General features: G+C 63.5%; 20 protein-coding genes. 9 read left to right on the top strand and 11 right to left on the bottom strand.

Translation table 11 applies throughout. From position 1 onward, the window contains the following. Positions 1 to 122 precede the first annotated feature (122 nt). The 10 genes from FGE21_RS01940 to FGE21_RS01985 all read right to left on the bottom strand — a co-directional run bounded on the left by FGE21_RS01940 (position 123) and on the right by FGE21_RS01985 (position 11,024). A complete protein-coding gene (locus FGE21_RS01940) occupies positions 123 to 1,136 on the bottom strand; it encodes an ABC transporter ATP-binding protein (protein ID WP_139661211.1) in 1,014 nt (337 codons plus the stop codon). Continuing rightward, positions 1,133 to 2,113: an ABC transporter ATP-binding protein gene (locus FGE21_RS01945; protein WP_218062764.1), complete on the bottom strand. Its 981-nt coding sequence runs from the start codon at positions 2,111 to 2,113 to the stop codon at positions 1,133 to 1,135. Before FGE21_RS01945 ends, FGE21_RS01940 begins: the two co-directional genes overlap by 4 nt. After that, a complete protein-coding gene (locus FGE21_RS01950) occupies positions 2,106 to 3,680 on the bottom strand; it encodes a gamma-glutamyltransferase (RefSeq protein WP_139661213.1) in 1,575 nt (524 codons plus the stop codon). Before FGE21_RS01950 ends, FGE21_RS01945 begins: the two co-directional genes overlap by 8 nt. After that, on the bottom strand, positions 3,665 to 4,549 hold the full coding sequence (locus tag FGE21_RS01955; protein ID WP_218062765.1) for a polysaccharide deacetylase family protein: 885 nt from the start codon (positions 4,547 to 4,549) through the stop codon (positions 3,665 to 3,667). The genes FGE21_RS01950 and FGE21_RS01955 overlap by 16 nt, the downstream gene beginning before the upstream one ends. After that, on the bottom strand, positions 4,546 to 5,334 hold the full coding sequence (locus FGE21_RS01960) for an SDR family NAD(P)-dependent oxidoreductase (protein ID WP_139661215.1): 789 nt from the start codon (positions 5,332 to 5,334) through the stop codon (positions 4,546 to 4,548). Before FGE21_RS01960 ends, FGE21_RS01955 begins: the two co-directional genes overlap by 4 nt. 3 nt (positions 5,335 to 5,337) lie before the next feature. Continuing rightward, positions 5,338 to 6,204, bottom strand: a complete 867-nt coding sequence (locus FGE21_RS01965) for an ABC transporter permease (RefSeq protein ID WP_139661217.1) — start codon at positions 6,202 to 6,204, stop codon at positions 5,338 to 5,340. Further along, positions 6,201 to 7,127 carry an ABC transporter permease gene (locus FGE21_RS01970; RefSeq protein ID WP_139661218.1) on the bottom strand — a complete coding sequence of 309 codons (927 nt, stop codon included), beginning with the start codon at positions 7,125 to 7,127 and terminating at the stop codon, positions 6,201 to 6,203. The genes FGE21_RS01965 and FGE21_RS01970 overlap by 4 nt, the downstream gene beginning before the upstream one ends. A 7-nt stretch (positions 7,128 to 7,134) precedes the next feature. After that, positions 7,135 to 8,625 (bottom strand): ABC transporter substrate-binding protein, encoded by a 1,491-nt coding sequence (locus FGE21_RS01975; RefSeq protein ID WP_139661220.1) that lies wholly within the window; start codon positions 8,623 to 8,625, stop codon positions 7,135 to 7,137. Between the two features lie 66 nt (positions 8,626 to 8,691). After that, positions 8,692 to 10,206, bottom strand: coding sequence for an ABC transporter substrate-binding protein (locus FGE21_RS01980; protein WP_139661221.1), 1,515 nt, complete (start codon positions 10,204 to 10,206; stop codon positions 8,692 to 8,694). Beyond that, positions 10,203 to 11,024 carry a GntR family transcriptional regulator gene (locus tag FGE21_RS01985; protein ID WP_139661223.1) on the bottom strand — a complete coding sequence of 274 codons (822 nt, stop codon included), beginning with the start codon at positions 11,022 to 11,024 and terminating at the stop codon, positions 10,203 to 10,205. The genes FGE21_RS01980 and FGE21_RS01985 overlap by 4 nt, the downstream gene beginning before the upstream one ends. Positions 11,025 to 11,688: 664 nt before the next feature. Between FGE21_RS01985 and FGE21_RS01990 the strand changes: the two genes are divergently transcribed. From FGE21_RS01990 to FGE21_RS02015, 6 genes are all read left to right on the top strand, one after another. Then, positions 11,689 to 12,414, top strand: coding sequence for a ribonuclease activity regulator RraA (locus tag FGE21_RS01990; RefSeq protein ID WP_139661225.1), 726 nt, complete (start codon positions 11,689 to 11,691; stop codon positions 12,412 to 12,414). A 2-nt stretch (positions 12,415 to 12,416) separates the two neighbouring features. After that, positions 12,417 to 13,937, top strand: a complete 1,521-nt coding sequence (locus tag FGE21_RS01995) for an aldehyde dehydrogenase (NADP(+)) (RefSeq protein ID WP_139661226.1) — start codon at positions 12,417 to 12,419, stop codon at positions 13,935 to 13,937. A gap of 632 nt (positions 13,938 to 14,569) precedes the next feature. Further along, positions 14,570 to 15,535: a tripartite tricarboxylate transporter substrate binding protein gene (locus FGE21_RS02000; protein ID WP_139661228.1), complete on the top strand. Its 966-nt coding sequence runs from the start codon at positions 14,570 to 14,572 to the stop codon at positions 15,533 to 15,535. 210 nt (positions 15,536 to 15,745) lie between these two features. Continuing rightward, positions 15,746 to 16,213: a tripartite tricarboxylate transporter TctB family protein gene (locus FGE21_RS02005; RefSeq protein WP_255731235.1), complete on the top strand. Its 468-nt coding sequence runs from the start codon at positions 15,746 to 15,748 to the stop codon at positions 16,211 to 16,213. Positions 16,214 to 16,216: 3 nt separating this feature from the next. Beyond that, on the top strand, positions 16,217 to 17,743 hold the full coding sequence (locus tag FGE21_RS02010) for a tripartite tricarboxylate transporter permease (protein WP_139661231.1): 1,527 nt from the start codon (positions 16,217 to 16,219) through the stop codon (positions 17,741 to 17,743). Between the two features lie 142 nt (positions 17,744 to 17,885). After that, positions 17,886 to 18,587 (top strand): FadR/GntR family transcriptional regulator, encoded by a 702-nt coding sequence (locus tag FGE21_RS02015; protein ID WP_139661233.1) that lies wholly within the window; start codon positions 17,886 to 17,888, stop codon positions 18,585 to 18,587. A 332-nt stretch (positions 18,588 to 18,919) separates the two neighbouring features. On the opposite strand, the gene FGE21_RS02020 is transcribed toward FGE21_RS02015, so the two are convergent. Next, on the bottom strand, positions 18,920 to 19,378 hold the full coding sequence (locus FGE21_RS02020) for an Lrp/AsnC family transcriptional regulator (protein WP_139661235.1): 459 nt from the start codon (positions 19,376 to 19,378) through the stop codon (positions 18,920 to 18,922). A 113-nt stretch (positions 19,379 to 19,491) separates the two neighbouring features. On the opposite strand from FGE21_RS02020, the gene FGE21_RS02025 reads away from it, so the two are divergent. The 3 genes from FGE21_RS02025 (at position 19,492) to FGE21_RS02035 (ending at position 24,647) form a co-directional block, all read left to right on the top strand. Further along, a complete protein-coding gene (locus FGE21_RS02025; protein ID WP_139661236.1) occupies positions 19,492 to 21,258 on the top strand; it encodes a tyrosinase family protein in 1,767 nt (588 codons plus the stop codon). A gap of 26 nt (positions 21,259 to 21,284) precedes the next feature. Further along, positions 21,285 to 23,021: a hypothetical protein gene (locus tag FGE21_RS02030; RefSeq protein ID WP_139661237.1), complete on the top strand. Its 1,737-nt coding sequence runs from the start codon at positions 21,285 to 21,287 to the stop codon at positions 23,019 to 23,021. Between the two features lie 72 nt (positions 23,022 to 23,093). Next, positions 23,094 to 24,647: a hypothetical protein gene (locus tag FGE21_RS02035; RefSeq protein ID WP_139661239.1), complete on the top strand. Its 1,554-nt coding sequence runs from the start codon at positions 23,094 to 23,096 to the stop codon at positions 24,645 to 24,647. Positions 24,648 to 24,725 lie beyond the last annotated feature (78 nt).

The raw sequence follows: 24,725 nt of genomic DNA on the forward strand, positions 1-24,725 counted from the left end.
CGATGCCGCCGATGCCGCCGATGCCGTTGTGTTCCCCGCCAAGTGTTGTGGGCGAAAGCCTGGACCCGGGGGATGATGGTGCTCCGGGCGCGGCCTTTTGTTCTGCAGGGCGGGGTTGCCACCTATCTTGCTGTGTCGAGCGCAGAGGTCCCTGTGATCTCGCGTTCCCTGACGTGGCAGGCCAGCCGATGACCGGGGCTCACCTCAACTGCGATCGGGCGGATCGTCTCGCAGCCGACCTGACGCAGGGGGCAGCGGGTGACGAAAGGACAGCCCTTGGGCATGTCCATCGGGTTCGGCACGTCGCCCTGTAGCGGCCGTGAGGTCTTGTTGCGTTCGGCCAGCGGATCGGGGATCGGCACCGCGCTCAGCAATGCTTCGGTATAGGGGTGGAGCCGATGGGCAAAGAGCGTGTCGGTCGGCGCCTCCTCAACCACGGTGCCGAGGTACAGCACCGCAATCCGGTCGGCGATATGCCGGATCACGCTCAGGTCGTGGCTGATGAAGAGGTAGGAAAGACCGAGATCCCGTTGCAGCCGCAGCAGCAGGTTCAGAACCTGGCTCTGGATCGACACATCGAGGGCGGAGACAGCCTCGTCGCAGATCACCACGCGGGGCTCCAGGGCCAGCGCGCGGGCGATGACGACCCGCTGGCGCTGGCCGCCGGACAACTCGTTGGGGTAGCGGTCGTGCTGACCTGTCTGCAGCCCCACAAGCGCCATCAACTCGTCCACACGTTTGCGGCGGTCTGCCCTGTTGCCGACACCGTGGATTGCCAGCGGTTCGGCAATCGACTGGCCGATGGTCAGCTTGGGGTTGAGCGCCGACACGGGATCCTGAAACACCACCTGCAGGTCGCGCCAAAGCGCCTGACGTTCGCGGCCCGTCATTGCGGCGACATTGCGCCCGTCAAAGAGAATTTCCCCCTCGGTCACCGGTGCGAGACCAAGGATGGCATTGCCGGTGGTGGATTTGCCGCAACCCGACTCGCCCACGATGCCGAGAGTCTCGCCCGCGTTGAGGGTGAAATCAACGCCGTCCACCGCGCGGACGACGGGCCTCTCGCCAAAGAGCGTGCCAGTGGCGACAGGGAAATGGACCTTGAGGCCCTTCACGGAAAGAAGCGGTTCGTTCATGCCAGATGCTCCACCTTGTCGGAATGCCAGCAAGCGGAGGCGTGAGCATCGCCACCTGCGACCGGCTCTAGCGGCGGTCGGGTGGTGCATTGATCCGAGGCAAGCGGGCAGCGGGTGCGAAAGCGGCAGCCCTCGGGCCATGCCGAGAGGTCGGGGACCGTTCCGCTGATCGAGAAGAGTTCTGTCTTCCGCGGGCCGTCCATACGCGGAATAGTCGCCAGCAGCAGCTTGGTATAGGGATGCCGGGGCGCGGCGAAAAGGTCATGCACCTCGGCCTGTTCCACGATGCCGCCCCCATACATCACACAGACCCGATCCGCGATCGAGGCGACAACGCCCATGTCATGGGTAATGATCAGGACCGAGGTCTCCGTCTCGTCGCGGAGCCGCCGCATCAGCTCCAGTATCTGCGCTTGAATCGTCACGTCGAGCGCGGTGGTCGGTTCATCCGCGATCAGCAGGCGCGGCTTGGCGATCAGCGCCGAGGCAATCATCACCCGCTGGCACATGCCGCCGGACAGCTCTGAGGGCAGTTGCCGGGCGCGCTGTTCTGGCGCGGGAATACCCACGTCGCGCAACATCTCCACCGCGCGGGTCCAGGCGTCGCGGCGGGTGGCACGACCATGCACGATCAGGCTCTCGGCCACCTGCGCCCCGACGCTCAGCAACGGATTGAGCGAGGCCACGGGCTCCTGGAAGATCATCGACAGGGATGTCCCGCGCAGCTTTTGCATTGCGGCGTCGTTTCCCAGATCCAGCAGGTCCCCGTCGAGCGTGGCGGTGCCGCCGGTCTGGCGCACCGAGCCGGAGAGCAGCCCCATGATCGCGAGCGCGGTCAGGCTCTTGCCCGATCCGCTTTCCCCGACAAGGGCGACGATCTCGCCACGGCCAATCGAAAAATCCACCCCGTCCACCACCGAATGTGGCCCGACGCCAATGTCGAGGTCGCGGACCTCCAGCGTTTGCATGTCAGCCATTGCGCCCCCCTTCGGCCGCGCAGGCGGTCCAGGGGTTCACCGGATGCGCCATGCCCGAATTGAGACCGCCCTTGCGGCTCACGGCGGAGGGAATGGCGAAGAGCACCGGATGCAGGGAATTGGCGCGGATCTCGACCGGATAGGAGCGGCTCACCGTCGCCGCGACATCCGCTGCGGCGGCCTGATCGACGACAATGGTCGGGTTGGAGCCGTCGATACGGGGCGCGTGGAACGCCTCTTCCAACGACATGCCACGGTCGAGCACATAGCTGATGATCTGCGCGATGCAGGGAAAAATCTGTCGCCCTCCGGCTGCGCCAATCGCCAATGTGGGCTGGCCGTCGCGGCTGACGATTGCGGGGCTCATGTTGGCCAGCGGCCGTGCGGCGGGCGCAATGCAGTTGGGCACCCCCTCGCGCGGGTCGAACCACATCATGCCGTTGTTCATCAGCAGGCCGGTGCGGGGCAGGGTGACTTTTGACCCGAAGCGCGACAGCAGCGTATTGGTGAGCGAGACCATGTTGCCCTGCGCATCAACGACCGAGACATGGCTCGTGCAATCGCCATGTGCGCCCGCATGGCCCATTGTTTTCAACCGCTCCTCGTAGGTGGTGCGGATGGCATCGGCATAGACCGCTGCGGCTTGCGCCTCGGAGGCGGCAGCGGGCAATTGAGCCTCGATACGGGCCAGTGTTTCCAGCAGGCTGGGACCGCCGCAGAGGCCAGGCACCACGGAGACCGTGGTATCGCGGTATTTGCCGGAGGTTGCCTTGGCCCAGCGGGGCTGAAACCCGGCGAGGTCCTCGCTGTCAATGAAAGAGCCACCGTCCTGCAGGTCGGCGACCAGATCGCGCGCCACTTCGCCTTCGTAGAAATCTCTTGCGCCCGCGCGGGCGAGCCGACGCAGCATGGCGGCCTTTGCGGGCATCGGCAGGTAGTCGACCTGTTTGCCGTTCGCCACCCGCCGGGGTCTGCCATTGTCGAGAAAAAGCCGGGCGCTCTCCGGGAAGCGGGCCAGCCCCTGTGCGTCCACCGCGAGGCAGAGCGAGGTGAACCAGTCAATCCGCATCCCGCGCCCGGCGATCTCGATCGCGGGGGCGAGGGCGTCTTCCCACGACAAGGTGCCATATTTTTCGAGCGCGGCGGCAAAGCCCGCGACCGCCCCGGGCACACAGATCGAAGGATACCCGATCAGGTTCCGGTCGTCCTTGACTGCGGGCCAGTCGAACCAGTCACCGTCGCTGCCGCCGACCAGCGGATATTGAGCGCGGTCCATGTTGCGGCTGGCCCGAACGTTGAAATCGAGCGTATCGATCTGGCCCCCATCGGCGGGCGCCCAGAGCAGCAGACCGCCGCCGCCAACCCCGCTGAGCCAGGGCTCCACAATCGACAGCACCAAGGCGGTGACGATGGCCGCATCCATCGCGTTTCCGCCATTCTCGAGCACCTTGGCACCCGCCTCGGCGGCCTCGAAATGCTGTGAGGCGACCAGCCCGTGCGGGCTCACAAGTTGTTTTTTGCTGACCGTCCAGGTCTCTTCGGCGCGGTCGGTCACGACTTGGTCCATACCGGGTGCTCCAACAGCGTTTGGGGAATTTCGGGATTGATCTGGTTATGCTCCATCCCGTGCGCCGCGTGATGGGCGGCGATCTCTGCCACGGTGGCGACCCAGACGTCGCCTGCCGCGAGCACCTTCTCCAGCAGGCGTTCCAGCATCACCGGGCGGGCACCGCGCCCCGAGATCCAGTCATGCACGGTCAGCATGAAGAGCGACCCGAAGCGCCGGCTGGCCTCAAATTCCTCAACCCACATGCCGAGGATCTCGTCCGTGCCGCGCGGGGCGGGATCGCCGCCGCCGAGGAACTTGAAGAAAATCGCGTCATCGGTGCCCCAGCTCACCGGCACCTCGACCACGCCGTCGACCGTATGCGGGGTGTCGAACCCCATCAGCGAGCTGTCGTAGAAACCGAGGCGCTTCACCTCTGCCAGCATATGCGGCGTCATCTCCCAGGCCGGGGAGCGGAAGCCTTTTGGCGTCTCGCCGGTCTGCTTGCGGAAAATCTCGATGGAGGCTTCCAGCATGCGGGTGAACTCCGCGTCAGAGACCTCGGTGACCAGCTCGTGGAAATAGCCGTGCAGCCCGACCTCGTGACCGGCGTCCATCAGCGCAGGCAGCATCCAGGGGTGTGCCTCGGCCACCGCCCCTGGAACAAAGAAGCTGCCCTTGACGCCGAGATCCTTCAGGATCGAGCCGATCCGGCGGATCCCGACGCGCGGGCCGAAATTTCGCTGCTCAAGGTGACTGAGAAGCTGCGGTACATCATGGCGGTTGTTCCACATCCAGGGCGAATGGGCATCCACGTCCATGCTGAAGCAAAAGGCCGATGCCTTGCCGTCGGGCCAGGGATAGGGGGCGGGGAGGTCGAGCGTGCTCATAGCGGGGCCTTTTTGTCCTGATAAACGTCCATCGAACCGATAGAATTGCCGCCGTCCACGGTCAGCGTTGCGCCGGTGACGAAACTGGCGGCCTCACTCGCGAGGTAGAGGGCGGCGGGGACCACATCGTCGGCGGTGGAGGCCCGTCCCAGCGGCATGGAGGCGGTGACCCGTTTGACATGTTCCTCGGGCAGGGGACTGGCGGTGGAGCCGGCGGCAAATCCGGGCTCCAGCGCGTTCACACGGATGCCGTAGCGTGCCAGCTCCAGCCCGTAGCCCTTGGTCAGCCGGTCGAGCGCGGTTTTGGACAGGCTATAGGGGGCCGCGGTCAGACGCATCTTGCGTGCGGCTCCGGAGGAAATGTTGATCACGCTGCCCTTGCGGTTGGCCCCGATCATCTGGGTCGCGATCCCGCGGGTCATCAGATGGACGGCGCGCAGGTTGATGTCGAGGATGCGGTCCCATTGCTCGGCATCGGTGTCGAGGAGGAACCCCGAGGGGTAGACGCCTGCGTTGTTGATGAGCACATCGGCCGCCCCCCAGCGTTGGCCGACCTCACTGACGAGGGCGTCAATCGCCTTTGCATCGCGCAGGTCGCAGGCGCAGCCGAAGCTCCCCTCTGCGCCCAGTTCTGCGGCGAGGGCATCAAGCGCGCTTTGGTCGGTATCGGTCAGGCAGAGCTTGGCGCCCAGCTTGCCAAAACCATCTGCCAGCCAGCGCCCGACCACGCCGAGCGCGCCGGTGACGATGACATGTTTGCCTTCAAATTCGGTTCCAAAATTCATGACTTACCGTGACTTAGGGTTGAGGTAGGCGCTGAGGCGGTCACCAATCAGGTTGACCGACAGCACGAGGAGGAAGAGGCAGAGCCCCGGGAAGGTCGCGATCCACCAGGCGGTGGAGACGTAGTTCCGCCCGACGCTGAGCATCGCACCCCAGCTCGCGGTGGGGGGCTGGACGCCGAGACCAAGGAAGGACAGGCCCGCCTCAAACAGGACCATCAGGCCGAACTCCAATGTGGCCACCACAGCAAGCGGGGCGAGGATGTTTGGCAGGATGTGCAGGAACAGCACCCGCAGGGGCCCCGCCCCCATCGCCCTTGCGAGCCGCACATAGGGCTGGTTTGATATCGCCAGCGTCTGGCCATAGGCCACGCGGGCATAGCGCGGCCAGCGGGTCAGGGCGAGGACAAGCACCACATTCGTGAAACCGGGGCCCAGGACCGACACCATGATGATCGCCAGCAGGATCGCCGGGATCGACAGGAAAATATCAACGAGGCGCATCACAACCACCTCGACCCAGCTGCCGCGATAGCCCGCCAGCATGCCCAGCGTGATCCCCACTGCGCCCGACAGGATCACCGACAGGACCGCGACCGAAAGCGAGACCCGCGCGCCGTAGATGACACGGCTGAGCAGATCGCGGCCAAGCTCGTCCGAGCCGAGCAGATAGTAGGTGCCCCGTGCCTCGGTTCCGGGCGGTTTGAGCCGACCCATCAGGTTTTGCGTGTCGGGATTGTAGGGGGCGATCAAAGGCGCGAAAATCGCCACAATGACCAGGGCGGCGAGGATCGCCACGAAGACGCCTGCGGGAACGCCGCCGTTGGCTTGCGGCAGGAACAGGCGCCGCCATGTTGCGGTCAGCGCGGTCATGCCCGGCCCCCCTTGCGGATGCGCGGATCGACCACGCTATACAGGATATCGGCCACCAGGTTGACGCTGATGGTGACAAAGGCGCCCAGCAGGACGATGCCCTGAACCACCACGAAATCGCGGGCTTGTACCGACTGCACGGTGAGCTGCCCCAGGCCGGGCCATGCGAAGACGGTTTCAACGATCACCGCCCCCGCGAGAAGCTGCGAGATTTCCAGGGCGCTGATCGAGATCACGGGGATCAGCGAGTTCCGGATCAGGTGTTTGCCGACCAGCCGCCCGGTGGTGACGCCGCGTGCGCGGGCGGAGCGGATATAGTCCTTCGACATCTCGTCGAGGATCGAACTGCGGGCGATCCGTGCGTAGGTTGCCATCGACAGCAGCCCCAGCGCGATCGACGGCATGATGAGATGGCTGAAACTGCCCGACCCCGACGGCGGCAGCCAGCGCAGCCAGACCCCGAAGACCATGATCATCAGGATGCCGCTCCAGAAGGTCGGCATGCTTTGGGCGCCCAGCACGACCCCCATCAGCAGGTTCGTGGCGCGATACCTGCGCCAGATCGCCATGGCAAGGCCGACCGGCAAGCCGATCACAAACGCCACAAGGAGCGCCCCGCCGGTCAGTTGCAGCGTATAGGGCAGCCGCGACATGATGATTTCGGTGACGGCAACATTTTGGACATAGGATGTCCCGAAGTCGAGCCGCAGCATATCCCAGAGGTAGTTCACATATTGGACGACCAGCGGCTGATCGAGGCCGAGCGACCGGCGCAGGGCGTCGATATCCGCCTGTGTCGCCGTTTCAGGCACCAGCAGGTAGGTGGGATCTCCGGTCAGGCGCTGGATGAAGAACACCAGCGTCATCACGCCGAAGATCGCCACCAGCGCCTGACCCAGTCTTTGAAGGAGGAAGACTGACATGGCCTGCCTATTCGCTCCAGTTCATGCGGTTCAGGAACAGGCTCTCGTTTGCCGTCGGCGTCCATTCCAGATTTTCCGATGCCCCGTAAAGAGCCACCGCCTGATAGAGCGGCAGGATATAGGCATTGTCGTGAACGATCTGCTGGACGTTGCTGTAGGCCTCCATGCGGGTCTCGTCATCCAGCGCGGTGCGCCCTTTTTCCAGCAGGCTGTCGAGGTCCGCGTCATTCACCCGGCTCCAGCTGGAGGAGGAATGCAGGAGCGGAAACTGGACCCCGTCAACGTCCTGACAGGCGCAGGACCAGCGGCCGAAGCTGAGATAGGGCCGTTCGGACTGCTCCGGCGCGCGGGCCGCTTGCAGGTAGGTGCTCATGTCGGTCATCGAGATCTCGACGTCAAAGCCCGCTTCGGTGAGCATCTGCTGAATGGCTTGCACGATGCGCTGATCGTAGACAGGCGAGGTGGCGAATTGCATCGGCGTGTTGCCCGCGCCGGTTTCCGCGACGATGCGCTTGGCTTCCTCCGGGTCGTAGGGGATCGCCGCTGCGTCCGCGACGTAGCCGTAGTGCGATGGCGTCGCCATCTGGTGAACCACCGTTTCACCCCCGGCCAAAATACCCTGCACGATGCCCTCGCGGTCGATCGCCATGGTGGCCGCCTTGCGGACCTCGGGATCATCAAACGGCGCCCGAATGGTGTTCATGCCCATGAAGGCCACCCGCTCGGTCGGGGCGGTGAGGACCTGAATGCCGGATTGGGTCTCAAGCTGCCGCGCGAAATCGCTGTCGATCGACACGATAAGGTCCGCGGTGCCCGCACTCAGATTCGCCACCCGGGTGGAGGCATCGGGCACGGCGACAAAGGAGACGGTCTCGAACGGGCCGGTATCGCCCCAATAGTTTTCGTTCCGGCTCAGTGTCACGTCCACGCCGCGCTTCCAGCCTTCAAACGTGAAGGGACCGGAGCCCACGGGAGCCGCGTTGAAGGCCTCGTTCCCGACCGCTTCAACCACGTGTTTGGGCACGACGGAGAGCTTCACAAGCTGTGCCAGCAGCACCGGGTAGGCACCTTTGGTGGTGAGCGTCACCTCATATTCGCCGGTGGGTTCGGCGCCGATGATCTGGTTGAACTGACCCAGTTGCGGGGAGCCGAATTCAGGGTTGGTGATGCGCTGGATCGAAAAGGCGACATCCTCCGCCGTCAACGGTTCGCCGTCATGGAAGACCACATCGTCGCGGATCGTCAGCACCATCTCGGTGTCTGAAACCTGTTTCCAGTCGGTCGCGATCTGCGGAATGATTTTGCCCGCGTTATCCCGGGTCACGATGTTGTCAAAAATGTTGCGATAGACGTAGTAGCTGTCGGGGTTCCACTGTTGGTGCGGGTCCAGCGTGGATGGCTCGTTCACCAGGTTGACGGTGAAGTCCTGCGCCATCAAAGCGGGCGCGGACAACAGCGTGACAGCGGCGGCGATGCCATGGGTAAATGCACGTATCATGGTCTGATCTTTCCTTCAAAGCTGCGGGAATGAGGGGCCGTGCATCCGGCGCGGCCCCAGGGCCGGTCACTCGGTCCAGCTCATGCGGTTGATGAACAGGCTTTCGTTGGAGGTCGGCTGCCAGTCCAGATTTTCAGCCGCGCCGTAGATGATCGCGGCCTGATAGAGCGGCAGAATGTCCGCATCGCTCAGCGCCATGCGATTGATCCGGGCATAGAGCTCCGCGCGTTTGGCCTCGTCCAATTCGCTGCGGGCCGCGTCCAGCAGAGCGTCGATTTCGCCATCCTTCACCCGGCTCCAGTTGGAAGAGGAATGCAGCAGGGGGTACATGATCCCGTCCGGATCCTGACAGGCGCAGGACCAGCGCGAGAAGGTCAGCATCGGTGCCTGCTCCGGAGAGGTTTGCTGATCCTTCAGCCATGTCGCCATGTCGTTGGTTTCGATCGAGACCTTCAGCCCCACATCGGTCAGCATCTGTTGGATGGCCTGAACCACGCGCTGATCGAAGACAGGTGACGTCGCCAGTTCGATCTCGGCCTCCGGCGCGGTCTCCAGCCCGGCAATGAGTTCGCGGGCTTTTTCGGGGTCGTAGTCGAACCCCTCGATGCCCTCGGCCCAGCCGAAATGGGCGGGAGACAGCATCTGGTCGACGATCTGCGGATAGCCCCCCAGCAGGCCTTCGACGATGGCTTCGCGGTCGATTGCATGGCCGATCGCCCGGCGCAGGTCCGGCTGGTCGAGCGGCGCAAGGGCGCTGTTCATCGCGAAATAGGCCACCCGTTCCGTGTTGACGGTGAGGACCTTGCCCTGTCCGCCGTTTTCGACCTGTTGCGCGAGATCGGTGTTCAGCGTCACCACAAGATCTGCGGCGCCGGCCTGAAGGTCCGCCACGCGGGTCGCCGCATCCGGCACGGCGCGGAAGACGACGGATTCGAACGGACCCTTGTCGCCCCAGTAGTTGTCATTCTTCGTCACGGTGACCGAGACGCCACGGTCCCAGCTTGAGAAAACATATGGGCCGGAGCCGACCGGGGCTTCGTTGAACTCCGCCGAGGTCATGGTCGACGCGATATGTTTCGGCACGATCGAGAGTTTCACCAGTTGTGCCAGCAGTGCCGGATAGGCGCCGTCGGTGGTCAGTGTGACCTCATTGTCGCCGGTCACCTCGGCCTTGATGATCTTGTTGAACTGACCGAGCTGCGGAGAGGCGAAATCTGTGTCGGTGATCCGTTCGACTGTATAGACCACATCCTCAGCCGTGAGCGGCGTGCCGTCGTGAAAAGTCACATCGTCTCGGATGGTGAAGACGGTCTCGGTGTCGCTGATCCGTTTCCATTCGGTCGCAATCTGCGGCTCAATATCGCCTGCGTCATTGCGGGTTACCATGTTGTCGAAAATATTGCGGTAAATGTAGTAGCTGTCCGGATTCCACTGCTGGTGTGGGTCGAGCGATGACGGCTCGTTCACCAGATCGACGGTCAGGACGTCCTTTGCATAGGCGGGGGTGAGCGCGGAAATCGCGACCCCCAGGGATAGGGCAATTGGCAGCGCGAAACGCGCCGCCCTCTTGGTGGCTTTCATGAGGTCACTCCTTTGTTGGACAGGATCCCGGACTCGTCTGCGACTGTTGTCCCGGGGGTTGCGCCTGTATCCGACCTTGACTGGTCGTTGTTGGACGAGGCGTCTTGGGCGTCTGTTGCAACGCCAAGCTCGGTGCGGTTGCGCATCAGGCCCGCAACGGCAAATTCCTGGAATGCGGCAATATCGGCCATTCGGAGGGCGGCGATCCGTGCGCCGTCGCCAACCGCGGCAGCCTCCACCAGTTTCCGCGCCTCGCAGGCCGCAAGGGGAGGCAAAGCCGGGGTTTCAAGAAAGCGCAGGATACGTTCGGAGTGGTCCCATAGCCCGGTGAGGAAATGGGTCATCAGATGGTTCCCGACGGTTTCGGAGAGCAGGTCGAGCAACGCGCGCTCATAGGCGCGCCGCGTTGTGATGCTGGCCGCGTCGCGCTGGTCTGCCAGCACGTCAATCATTTCAGCCAATTCGTTCAGGCGGTCCAGCGCTGATGCGTCGGGGCGCGCCTCGGCAAGGCAGGACTCCACCTGTCGCCGCGCCGAGATCACATCACCGATCAGCCCGCCGGTGACCGGAAGCACCTTCCAGCCCGCGCGTCGAATGGGATGTACCAGCCCCTGTGCCGACAACCTCGCCAGTGCGATACGCACGGCGGCGCGGCCCAACCCAAACCGTTCTGAGAGCTGCGCCTCGGTCGCAATCGAGCCGGGCAGTAGTTCGCATGACTGAACGGCGACCTTCAGCCGGTCCTCGGCAAAGCTGGTTTTCTGCGCGGGGACAAGCGGGTCGTTTTTGCCCTTGAACGGCGATGTCGGATCAAACATGCGATCTTCCTTGGGTTTCCTATAAAGATGCTAAGTGCAAGCTATGAACATTTTCAAATGTTATTTTGAACATTTTCAAAGCCACGGTTGCCGAGACCCGGTTTCGGGCGGGGTAGTGCCTGGAATTTAGGCGGCAGATTTTGGGGCGCCGGGTGTCCTCGGCGCGGCGGCGGGCGGCTGACCTCTGCTCCTGCAGGTCGGCGGTCGTGCCTGGAGAACTATCCGGGAAATTATCCGGTGTGTTGTTCGGGGTGTCGTTGGGTGTGTTGTCTGGGGGGGGGCGCCTACCACGGCATTGGCATGCCGGTGCGGGGGCGATCAGCACCGAAAGCGTTGCCTGGCTGCCCTATGGCCGATCGGGTTGGTGAATGCGTGTCGCGGATCGTTGCTGTCAAGGCTGTAATAATTAGGATGCGAAATCCCTTGGATATGGACCGAATTGGGGATATTGGGGCCAATTATCGGCGGTGGAGCTAAATACATATTACAAATGTTGACATATTGGCGAAAGGCCTGTAGCTGCAGATGCAATGCTTTTGAACGAGCGGCTGCGATGCTGCCGGAAGATCCGGGACCGAAGCCGTGCGGCTGCGACGAGCCGGGGGAGAGAGTTGCAACGCCTGCCTGACTATCGGCTGCAAAACGCGAGACCATAGGAAAAGAAATGACCGAGTATACCCTGTCCGACGAGACGCGCGACAAACTGCGCAGTGTTTCCACGGCCTCTGTTGCCACCGCGCTTTATAAACGCGGGCTACGCAATCAATTCGTGCAGGGCGTCACGCCAGTCGAGCGCAAGCCGGTGACCATGGTCGGTCAGGCCTTCACCCTGCGCTATATCCCGGCGCGCGAAGACCGCAACCCGATCACGGTCTTTCGCAACCGCGATCACAAACAGCGCGTCGCCGTCGAGACCTGTCCCGAAGGTCACGTCCTGGTGATGGATGCGCGCAAGGACAGTCGCGCCGCCACGGCCGGCTCAATCCTTGTCACCCGGCTGCAGCAGCGGGGGGTGGCGGGGGTGGTCTCTGACGGCGGTGTGCGCGACGCGGCGGGCATCGGGGCGCTCGATATGCCTGCCTATTTCGCCTGCGCCTCGGCCCCGACAAACCTGACGCTGCACGAGGCGATCGACATCAATGTCCCGATTTCCTGCGGCGATGCGGCGGTGTTTCCCGGCGACGTTATGCTGGGCGACGGCGATGGCGTCATGGTCATCCCCGCACATCTCGCGGATGAGATCGCAGCGGAGTGCAGCGAAATGGAAGCCTATGAGGATTTCGTCCTGGAGCAGGTCAACCAGGGTGCGGGGATCATCGGTCTTTACCCCGGTACCGACGAAGAGAGCATCACTAAATTCAACGCATGGCGCGAAAAGACGGGACGATAAACATGACATTTGCCCCCCATGGGAACCACCTGATTGCCGGCAGGCGCGTCGGCGCCGAGACGAAGTTTTCCTCCGCTCCGGCCCAGGGCACCGCCTTTGAATATTCAGCCGGATCGCCCGATCTGGTCGCCGAAGCCTGTGCCGCGGCGCATGCGGCATTCCAGGGCTTTGCCGCGTCCACGCGCGAAGAACGGGCAGTGCTGCTGGACACCATCGCCGCTGAGATCGACGCCCGCGGCGACCAGATCACTGAAATCGGGACATCCGAGACCGGGCTGCCCGAGGTCCGGCTTCAGGGCGAGCGTGGCCGCACCACCGGCCAGCTGCGGTTGTTTGCCAGCCACATCCGCGAGGGCACCTATCTTGACCGCCGTCATGACACTGCTTTGCCGGATCGCCAGCCATTGCCGCGTCCTGATCTGCGGATGATGCAGCGACCGATCGGCCCGGTTGCTGTGTTTGGTGCCTCGAACTTCCCGCTGGCCTTTTCCACCGCGGGCGGAGACACGGCGGCAGCGCTTGCCGCAGGGTGTCCGGTCGTGGTCAAAGGCCACGGCGCGCACCCCGGCACCGGCGAGATTGTCGGAGACGCCATCGTGGCGGCGCTGGACAAGCTTGGCATGGACGGCGGTATTTTCAGCCTCGTCCAGGGCGGCACCCGCGCGGTCGGCGAAGCCCTCGTTACCGATCCCCGGATCAAAGCGGTTGGTTTCACCGGCAGCCTCGGCGGGGGGCGGGCGTTGTTTGACCTATGTGCCAGGCGGCCCGAGCCAATTCCGTTCTTTGGCGAGCTGGGCAGCGTGAACCCGATGTTCGTGCTGCCGGCGGCGGCTGCGGCGCGCGCGGGCGATCTTGGCAAGGGCTGGGCGGGGAGCCTGACCATGGGGGTTGGCCAATTCTGTACCAACCCCGGGATTGCCATTGTCGTGGACGGTCCGGAGGCGGAGACCTTCACGCGCGCTGCCCGCGACGGGCTCCAGGCTGTTGCCGCGCAGACAATGCTGAGCGATGGCATGGCCGACGCCTATCGCGCCGGCGCGCGCCGCGTGTCGGAGGGGGCTGGCGTGAAATCGCTGCTGAGCAGCACCAGCGAAGGCCGCTCTGCCGCGCCCTATCTGTTCGACGTTTCGGCCGAAGACTGGATGGCAAACGAAGCGCTGTCGGAGGAGGTGTTTGGCCCGCTGGGCCTGGTGATCCGGGTGAAAGACGCAGAGCAGATGCAGGCCGTTGCAACCCGTTTCAGGGGGCAGCTGACGGCCACGCTGCAGATGGACGAGGGCGACATGGATCTGGCGCGCGCGCTTTTGCCGGTGCTTGAGCAGATGGCCGGACGGGTGCTGGCCAATGGCTTTCCGACCGGGGTCGAAGTCGCTGACACCATGGTTCATGGCGGACCCTATCCGGCCTCGACCAACTTTGGCGCCACATCGGTCGGCACGCTGTCAATCCGCCGGTTCCTGCGGCCGGTATGCTATCAAAACCTGCCCGAGGCCCTGTTGCCCGCCGATCTTCGCCCCGTCTGATATGCGGTCTGCCGGATCAGTCCGCCGCCCCTGTGAGGGCGGGCTGGTCCGGTTGCAAGGCGGGGGGAGGTTACAACTTTTGACGACTGACCGAGCCGGGGGAGAATACGGGGCAAGCTGGGGGAGAAATCCAGTCTGAATTTCGCGATATATGTGCATTAGTTGAACAAATATCATGCTCTTGAGGGCAAAAATCACGCCAAAATCGCCATATTTGTGTTGATTTGTAAAATTTGTGTGCCTAGTGTTACCCAAGCTTCGAAGGCCTCGCCGCAGCAGTCAGGCATCCGGAGAAGCGCCCGGAGAAGCAATGTTGCGAGACGAATGGGGAGGAGCGCATTGGTCACATTGACGGCACAGGCGAGCGTGTATCCAAGCGCGGGCAGGGCGTGCCCACGCAAGGCGCGCACAAGGCGCACACAGGGATGCACGGCGCGCGCGCAGGCAGATAGGGATCTGTCAGTGACCCGTGCCTCCGCAGCGCGACAGCCATTTGGCGCAACCCGGTTTCAATTGCGCTGACCACCACCCATGACGACGAACCGGCCACCCAGGATTTGCCTGCACCGGGCGACGCATGCACGACGCCAGAGCTTTCTGGCACCCGACATCTGTATAGGAGGAGCAGATCTATGTTTTACAAAAACCTGAAAACCACCCTTGGTATCGCGCTTGGCGCGGGCGTTCTTTGGGCATCCGTCGCCGCGGCCGAGTTTCCGACCCGCGACATTCGCCTCATCGTGCCATGGCCCGCAGGGGGCGGTGCGGACGCGATCTCGCGCAAAATCAGCAATATCGCCGAGCAGGATCTGCCGAAATCCATCTATGTGGAAAACATCGCCGGCGCCGTCACCGCGACCGGTCTGATCCAGATGACCAATGCCCGTCCCGATGGCCATACCGTCGGTGTGATGACCTATGACAGCGTCATCACCCTGCCGCGCGGCCAGATGGTGCCGGGGTATGCGCTCGACAACATGAAGCTGATCGCGCGGGTCACCTCGGAGGCCGATGCCATTGTTGTCTCCAAACATTCGGGCATCGAGAGCTTTGAGGATCTGGTGGCCCGGGCGCGGGCAAACCCCGGCGAGCTGCGCGTCGGCGTGGCGCCGAAAGAGTCTGGTCCGTATCTTTCGGTGATGCAACTGGAAAAACTGCTCGACGTTGATTTCAACGTGATCACCTATGCCGGGTCCTCCAGCGCCGAAGCCGAAGCGCTGCTGTCGGGCGAATTGGATGCGGCGATTTCCAGCCTTGGCGATTTCAGCGGCCTGCTGTCCTCCGGCGATGCCAAAGGCGTGGTCGAGCTGACATCGGTGCAGAACGCGACCTACACCGATGTTCCAACGCTGAAATCCAAAGGGCACGACCTGCAAACCGGGTCCTTCATCGTGCTGGCAGCGCCAGCCAACACACCGGATGATGCGGTCGAAACGCTGGAAGCCACTTTCAAGGCCGCCTACGACAGTGCGGAATTCCAGGACTGGCTGGCACAGATCGGCGTGACCGCCGATTGGCTGGGCTCCGAGGAGGTGGGGCCTTGGGTTGACGCACTGCAGGACAAGACGTTCACGCTGATGGACGAACTGGGCCTTTAATCCTGCACGCGACCCATGTCTCCGGTCGACATGCCGGAGACATGGCCATGGCGGCGCCAGCGACGCAGAGGATCGCGCGGCTGGCCAACCGCCGGTTTTATTCTGCACCGGGGGCCCTGGTGCCACGGTTTCCCCCGCACCGACTGCCGCCCGGCGCCGGCGGCCCCATCACACCCAGTCCGGGAGACGGCGATGTTCTTGAACAGGCAAATGGTATTTCTGTGTGTCACTCTTGCAGTGTCTGCCGGCTATCTGGTGACGGCCCTGAGACTGGGCGCACCGATTGCCGAAAGCGGGCTGACGCCCGCGTTCTTTCCGATCCTTGTCGGCGGTGCGGCGATCGTGTTTTGCAGCATCCTGATCCTGCAGGCGCTGCGGGCCGAGCGAGAGGCTCCGGCAAAGGGCGCCCCGGATGAGGAGCAGGATGAGGCACCGGAAAACGAGGCGCAAGGCTACACCCATGTCTGGGTAGTGGTGGCGATCTTCTTCTACATCGTGGCGTTCAGGCCACTGGGCTATTTCATATCATCGGGCCTCTTCGTCTTTGCGCTGATCCTGCTGTTCTCAAATGTCGAGAAGCTGATCCTCAAGGGGGTCATCACGGCTGCAATCGTCGGGGTTGCCTATGTCATGTTCCAGCAATTGTTCGGGGTCCGGCTCCCGACACTATGGGGTTGAACCATGGATTTCATCTTCCTCGTTTTCAGCAGCTTTTCCCTGTTGGCGGATCCGATCAACTTCACCTACGTCATCCTCGGCTTTGTGATCGGGACGATTTTCGCCGCCATTCCCGGGCTGACCGCGACGCTGGCGATGGCTCTGCTGTTGCCACTGACGTATTCGCTCAGCGTGGAGACGGCGCTGATGGCCTGCGCCAGCATCTATATGGCCGGCATGTGCGGTGGCTCGATCACCGCCACCACGATCAATATCCCCGGCGCGCCCTCGTCGATGATGACGGCGCTTGATGGCTATCCCATGCAGCTGCAGGGAAAAGGCGCACTCGCGCTGGGGCATGCGGCGCTGGGGTCGATGTTTGGCGGCGCGGTGGGGGCGCTTTTGCTGATCGCGCTTGCCCCCTTTGTGGCCGAACTGTCGCTTTTGGTGAAAACCACGGGCAAATTCTCGCTGCTGGCCTTTGCGCTGATCGTTGTGGTGATTGCGCAGCGCGGCCGGATTCCGCAGGCCGGTCTGGCAGCCTGTATCGGCCTCATGCTGGCCACTGTCGGGCTTGACGCGATGGAGCCGATCACCCGCTTCACCTATGGCTATTCCAACCTGACCGCAGGGATCGACCTGATGCCTGTGATCATTGGCACTTTTGCCATTGCCGAAGTGCTGACCCAGGCCTGCGCGCGTATCGATATCAGCGCCGCCACCGAAGCCGCCAACAAGGTCAAAATCCGCCGCCGCGATTTCCTGCCGCCGCTGGCGGAGATCCGGCAAATCGGCTTCAGATGCTATTTCAAATCCTGCCTGATCGGCTATTTCGTCGGCACTTTGCCGGGTGCAGGGGGGTCGATGGGATCGTTCCTGGCCTATACCGAAGCGGTGCGCACCTCCTCCGAGCCGGAGACATTCGGCAAGGGCAACCCGAAGGGCATCGCCGCATCGGAAAGCGCCAATAACGCAGTCTGTGGCGGGGCGATGGTGCCGATGCTGACCTTTGGCATTCCGGGCGATCCGATCACTGCGATCATGCTGGGCGTTCTGGTCATCAACGGCATTCAGCCGGGGCCGCAGTTGATGGCTGACCAGGCGGGGCTGATCGCCCCGATGCTGGCGGCCCTGCTGTTCAGTGCTGTGGTGTTGATCCCTCTGACCCTGTGGTTGATCGGGCCGTATTTCATCAAAATCGTCTCGGTCCGCAAGGATGTGCTTTACGCCGTGATCGCGCTTCTGGCCGTCGTGGGCAGCTATGTCGCAACCTTTTCGACCTTTCAGATGTTCATGGCGCTTGGCATGGGGGTTCTGGCCTTTTACCTGCGGCGCAATGGCTTTCCGGTGATCACCATGCTGCTGGGCTATATCCTTGGGCCAAATCTGGAAGAGTTCCTGCGCCGCTCCCTGGCCTTGTCAAACGGCGATGCGACGACGTTTTTCACCAACCTCGACAGCCTGTTCTTTGTCGTGCTGACGCTGGTCTTCGTCTACTTCCTGGTGATCCGCAAACCGGCAAAACCATCCGCCGTTGCCGGGTCCGGCTAGGCGTTCGGGCCCAGATCGTCCCCTTTCCCAGGCCGCAGGCGCACCCCTCTTCAAGTCCCGCGCCTGCGGCCTCTGTATTTCAGGCCGCGTGGCCTGTAAAAGGGACGGAGTACGCGCCCGGTATACACATAAGGAGATCACGGTGTCAGAGACACGGCGTCCCTCATTGGCAGATCAAGTCTACGATCAGCTGCTGACAAAGATCCTCGAAGAGGAATACCCGGTCCACAGTCGCTTGCCGACCGAGGAGATGCTGGCCGAAAGCTTCGGTGTGTCGCGGCCGGTTGTGCGCGGGGCGCTGTCGCGGCTGCGGGACGACGGTATCGTGCAATCGCGCCGTGGCTCGGGGAGCTACGTGCTGCGCCGTCCCGACCGCGAACTCATCAGCTTTGTGCCGCTGGAATCGGTATCGGACGTGCAGCGCTGTTACGAGTTTCGGATTGATGTCGAAGGCGCGGCAGCAGCCTGGGCCGCGCGGCGGCGCGACGAAGAGGATCTGGCGGCGATGGATGCAGCCTATCAGGTGATGGAGCAGACCTATCAGCAGAATGCGCTTGGCGTGGATGCCGATCAACGGCTGCATCTGGCGGTGGCCCGGGCATCCAAGAACCCGTTTTTCTCCTCTGTGCTGGAGTCCCTGCACGAGCAAATTGCCTATGGGGTGAAGCTGTCGCGCTCGCTGACCCTTCTTGATGCCCCCGGGCGGCAGGAGCTGGTGCTGGCAGAGCATCGCGCGGTGCTGGACGCGATCCGTCTGAAACAGCCCGAGGTGGCGCAAGCGACAATGCGCCATCACATCACAGCCGCCAAGGACCGGATGTTCGTGGGCACTCAGGAGGACTGAGATCACCCCAGATCGCGTGATCACGGCAGGGGTGTGACACCGGTCTCGTGAGCCGGCCGTCTGAGCCAGCCGCCTGAGCAACCGCCTGAGCCAGCCGCCTTGCCCAATGCGCCTGAACCAATAGGCCTGGGCCAAGACGTCCTGAGAGGGCCTGTCCGTTTTGGCCTTGTCCCGAACCCGCCAAAAGACCGGTGGCAAAGAAAGACTCGCATCAAAGAAAGACTGGCACCAAAGAAAGACTGGCACCAAAGAAAGAAGGCACCAAGGAAGGACTGTCGGGGGAGGCGGCCGCGGGGGCGGCGTCGCATGGGGCCGTCAGAGAGGTGGCTCCCTCATATCGGCAGGGCCGGTGTCTCGCGCAGGGACCGCACGACCAATGACGAGGTGTAATTGCGGATCGCGATATCGCTGTAGGTGTCGAGGAAATTATAGATGTATTCTGTATAGGCCTCGGCGGTGCGGAACTTGGCGATCATGATGAAGTCGAACTCGCCGGTGGTGAGGTAGCAGGTCACCACCTCAGGCTGGCTTTGCAGGCGCCGAACGAGGCGCTGATCGACACCGGATGCATCCTGCGCCAGCTTGATCATGAAGATCCCCGTGACGGTGAACCCAAGGATGGCGGGATCGAGCACCGCGCGCCGCGCCGCAATCGCACCGGATGCCTCGAGCGCCTTGATCCGCCGGTGACAGCTGGCCACCGAAAGGCTCACCCGCTCGCTGATCGCTTCGAGAGAGAGCGAACAGTCCTCCTGCAGGACGCGTAGGATGGCGAGATCGGTATCTGGCATTATTTTTCTCTGTCGGGTCAACGGCCAGAACATTCTTACCACGATCGGCGGGAATGTGAGAAAAAATTTGCACGGTATGCGTGTATCATGGTGGCGTTGCTATGGGGGGAACAATGATCACCGCGAAACCGACATGGGTCGATGACATTCAGGGCCTTTTTGCCGCGCCCTTCTGGTTGCCGCCAGAGGATCGTGCCAAGGTCGGCCAGGGCTGGCTGGGATGCATGCGCGGCTACCTGATCGACCTGGCCGACTACGACTCCGTGCGTGAGTGGTCGGTGACGATCTATGACCACCTGATCTCGCGATCTATGCCGCTGACGGACGATACCCGCCAGTTCTGGCCGCTCGACGCGCTTGAGACGTTCCGGCTCTGGGTCAATCAGGGATGGCGGCGCGATGCCCATGCACCCTTTGACGAGGCGCCGCGCATTCCCAAACCTGCAGTTCCGCGGGGCAAACTGCGCATGCGTCGCGACCTTGCCGCGATGAGCGCCGCCGAGATCGATGACTTCCGCGCCCGGCTTGACGATGTGATGGACATTGGCAATCCCGCGCCAACCGCGCCCTGGCAAAAGTGGGCCTATATCCACACCAACTGGTGCCTGCATTATCAGGAGGCCTTCGCGCTGTGGCACCGCGCCTACCTCGTCTATCTGGAGAACCTGCTGGGCTGCGCCATCCCCTACTGGGATTTCATGGCTGCAGACGCCAGCAAGCCCGATAGCCCACAGGCGGGGCTGCCGCAGGCTTTTCTGGATGAAACCTATGTCCACCCGGGGACCCGGGAAACCCGTCCCAACCCGCTGCGGTTCGCCGCCGCCAAGGACGGCCAGTCCAAATACTGCGCGGCGACGGGCAAGCGTGGCGGCGATTGCCTCTATGTGCACCGCGACCCGCTGTTCTACACCCGGGGCGACGACCACCGCGCCGAACGCGCGCGGCTTTTTGCCATGGCGGGGCTGTTCCAGCAGCAGGTGGTCGATGCGCTTGCCTTTGACACCTTCAGCGTGCCGCAGGGCAGCCCCGGCTTTCCATGGGCCAATATCCCGGCCTTCACCCCGCCGCAGCCCGACAAGGACTATCCCTACCGGGACCAGAATTTTGACGGCGCCTTCGAGCAGCCACATGACAATTATCACGGCTGGATCGGGCCGGACATGGCCGACAACGCCTATACCGCCTTTGATCCGGTGTTCATCTCCTATCATGCCAATATCGACCGGATGCTGGAGCGTTGGATCCGCAGCCATCCGGTGGCGCAGTATTCGGTCGGTGTGCCGCTGCGCCCCTTTGTCGGGCAGGACGCGGCCGTGATCAATGAGCGGACCAGCGAGCTCTGGCGTTACACGACGCTGGGCGACATGGCGCAGGACAGTCGGCACATTGGCTACGACTACGGCCCGCCCGCAGCGCCACAGTTCAAGGGCGCGCAGCACAGCGGCGGCCGGGGCGCTGTTGCCGCCGCCGCTGGCGCAACCCATGCGGCCTGGGTGATCTTTGACGGGGTGCGCTGCACGCACGACAGCTATGCCATCGATGTGTTCCTGGGCGGTGAGGCGGGGCAGGCGGGGGCGGAGAACCCGGCCTACGTCGGGCGGTTCAGCCGCATCGGCATGGGCATCCAGGACGACAAGGGCCGCTGCATCCGCCATGGCGTCAGCCGGATGCTGGATGCCGCTCCGGCCGCGCGGGCGCTTGGCCTGCCGACGGGCAGCGATCCGGGGTTGGCGATCCGGGTCACGCATCTGCACGAAAACCGCGAGGTGACGCCCGACGAATACCGAACGTTGCCGGGGTTCGTTCCCTTCTTTCACTGGGGTGACGCGCGCTGCGCCCCGATCGACAAAGGGGCGCCCGGCCAGTGCTGCAGCGCCTGAAATGCGACCAGATGGAGAGAACAGAGATGACGACTTTTGACCGTTTCACAACGCCGGCCCATCAGGGACCGAAAGACTACGACATGCTGGGCCTGCCGAAGAGCCAGCTGGAGGCCTTCCAGCAGGGCTGGTCCGGCAATGTCAACGGCTGGACCAACTCGGCCCTGACTGGCGACCCGTGGTCCAGCCTGAACGACGCGCCGCGCACCGGGTATTTCAACCCGCTGACCGACGGTGGCCTCGGCACCGGGGGCGATGCCGTGGTGTCCTGGGTTCCCTTCCCGAACCGTCTGATCGCCTTTCTGACGCAGGCGGGGATCGTTGAGGGCGGCCAGCTGAGCGCGCCGCTTTCCCTGAACGAGGTCTATGCACTGGCCGATACCGGCAGTTTCACACAGGGCGGCAACCGCTTTTTCCTCAACCCGGTACAGCACGGCCAGGACGAGCTGCAGATCCCCGCCGAGCGCTGCCCGCAGGTGAATTGGTCCGGGAAATACGTGCCATTCTCGCCGAACGGGCCGCGCGGCTGGCAGGACGAATATTGCGAATGGTCGATTGAACGCAATCAAGCAGGCAAGATGCAGGCGATCAACTTCACCTGTGAGAACCCGGCCTATTACCTGACCATGTGGCGCCAGAACCCCGAGGCGGTGCTGGGCCTCTATCAGAGATATGCGGATCCGGCTGTGCGCATGGAGGATCTTTTCCTGTGCTACAGCGTCGATCAGCCGACCGGTCAAAAGGGCGAGCCGGTGGTCGATCCCACCACCGGCTTTCCCGCCTATGATCCGACGAATAAATGGAACAATGGCCCGGTGCGGGTGCCCGGATCCTGGGGCGGGGCGATGCATCTGACATCGCCGCCCAACACGCTGTCGGCCGAAATCTACCTGGCCGCCGCCGCGACAATCCCGCGCTCTGACACGGCCAGCCAGAACCCGCAGACCCTGATCTGCTGCGCGAAATATGGCCAGAACTTCCGCAACTCGGACCCGAATATCGGCTTCAATGCCAATGCTGCAGCCTACAAAGGGATGATCACGCTGACCGATCCGGTCGGGCTATACATTCAGCAGCCGCAGGATTTCTCGACCTGGAAAGGCCCGAACGGCGAGGATCTCACGGAGTTCTGGCAGATTTTGCGCGGCACCGCAGGCACCGGGCCGAGCGGCTCGGATCAGATCCTGCATGCGCAGTTCGCAATCCCCGCAGATGCCGGTTTCACGATCGAGGACTGCACCATCAACGGCCAGCCGATTTCCAGTGTTGCGATCATTCTGAACCAGATGAAGATCGCTCTGTCGGTCAGCCTGCGCCCCCCTCCCGGGCCGTCGGCCCCGGTGCCTTGTGTCACCGACAGGACGACGGGCGTGCAGCCCTGGCCGGTACAGTTGCTGCCCGAATCCCTGTTCTACGGGCAATCGCCCAGCGACCTGCCGGCGCTTCTGCACCCAGGCAAGGAGAACCGCTTCGTGCTGATTGTGCAGGGCGCGGACAAGTCCACGACCGCGCAGAACGCCCGCATCCAGTTTTCCGACCCGAATATCACTGCCACGGTCGAAACCTTCCTGAAGGATGCGGCGGCGGTGCCCGGACAGACCGACGGCGGCACGACGCAGGGCTATATCATGACCGTGAGCACAGGCAGCGGGGCTCAGCCCGGGCCGGTGCAAATCCGCGCGTTGAACCCGGGCGAGGGGCCCGACCCATCCCCCGAAGACCACCCGTGGGAATATGGGCTGGCCATGGTGCCGCAGTCCTGATCCGACGTGCGGCCCCGTGTCAGCTGCGGGGCCCGCGCGATATTCTTTGAACCCGATCTAGGAGGTGAAGTCATGCTGTCCCTCGCCCGCTCGCTTTCGGGGGCCGCTCTGGCCGCCGGGGTCTACCTCGCACTGGCGGCTCCCGCCCAGGCCGATTGCACCAGCCAGCTCATTCTCAACCCGGCCTCGCCGCTGTTCCTGACCAGCGACACGCCCTTCCTGAGCACCCAGCCGGATGTGAACTGCTATTCCTGGCAGATGTTCATCAGCCTGAACTGGCCGGCCGATCCAGACTGGCCGGGGGTGCCTGCGAAAGCGGGAGAGCCAGACCGCAGCGCCGCGATGGCCGATTTCGGCAAGCCCGGCGGCAGTGGCCAGCCGATGGCGGGGGCGACGGTCTGGGAAAGCTTCATGCCCGCGCCCGGTATCTTCAAGCCGGGCGCGGCGACACCCGATGCCTGGGGCACGCGGCCGCCCCTGCCGCCATCGTGCAAAAGCACCGGACTGCGCGCTGCCGGGAGCTATCCCAAGGTGCTGACGGCCAGCAGCAAGGCGGCGGTCCATCCAAGGCATGGGTTCAACCTGACCACCGGCACGCAGGCCTCGCAGTCGGATGAGATCATGGAGGCGGTGGGCGGCTGGCTGACCGATCAGAGCGGCAAGCTGGTGTTCTTCGAGCGGCTCGTGGGCAAAGCCGAATATGACTATATCGCGGGCTCCGGGCTTTATGACGCGGCGACCCAGATGTCGGTCGCCACCAATGCCGATGGCACTACGCCGCAGGGGCTGTCGCTGCCTGCCGGTGCGCGCATCCTGCGTCCGCCCTCGACGCCGCAGCCGCAGGAAGAGCTGGGCGCGTTCGAGCTGAAGGCCGCCTGGCGCGTGCTGACCGGAATGACGGCGCAATACCCGCGCTACCTGACCGCCAGCACCTGGCTGCTGCGGCCCGATACCGGGGTCTGCACCCAGGAGGTGGTCGGGCTGGTCGGCCTGCACATCATCCACAAGACCTCGACCTTTCCCGATTTTGTCTGGGCGACCTTTGAACAGGTGGACAACGTTCAGGAAAAGACCGGCGAAACGCCCCCGCCCGGCGGCTACAGCTTTTTCGACCCGAGCAGCAGCGAAACGCCGAACCAGCCACGCATCAAATGCTCGTCCTCCGGCTGCACGGATCTCTTTCCGCGCGATCAGCCGGTTCAGGTGACGCGGGAGGTTCCGACGGTTCAGGCGATGGACAGCCTCAACAGCGCCGTGCAGTCGCTGATCAAATCGCAAAGCGGCGGTGCGTCGGTGTTTCAGTACTACAAGCTGGTGAATGTCCTGTGGGACGGCGCGCCGACGCCGCCGATGAACGAACCGGGCGCGAATGCGAAGGTGCCGCTGCACTATGGCAGCTTCGAAAGCCAGGGCAATCAGCCGGTCGCCAATACCACGATGGAGACCTATGCGCAGAAGGTCGGCGGCGGATCGAACGCCGATGACGCGTCCTGCAACATTTGCCACCGGGGCGCGACCATCGCAGGCAGCTCGACGCTGGCCTCGGATTTCTCGTTCCTGTTCGGCACTGCGTCCTCGCAGGCATCGGTTCCCGGCGTCACAGTCTCACAGGAGTTCAGACCCTGAGCCAGACGGGTCGCGCCGCTTGATCTCAAGGAAGGGGGGGGCGTCATATGACTGGTACCCTCTTCTGAACGCGACGCC

The organism is Phaeobacter sp. B1627 (assembly GCF_006265095.1).
In the GTDB taxonomy this organism is placed as follows: Bacteria; Pseudomonadota; Alphaproteobacteria; order Rhodobacterales; family Rhodobacteraceae; genus Epibacterium.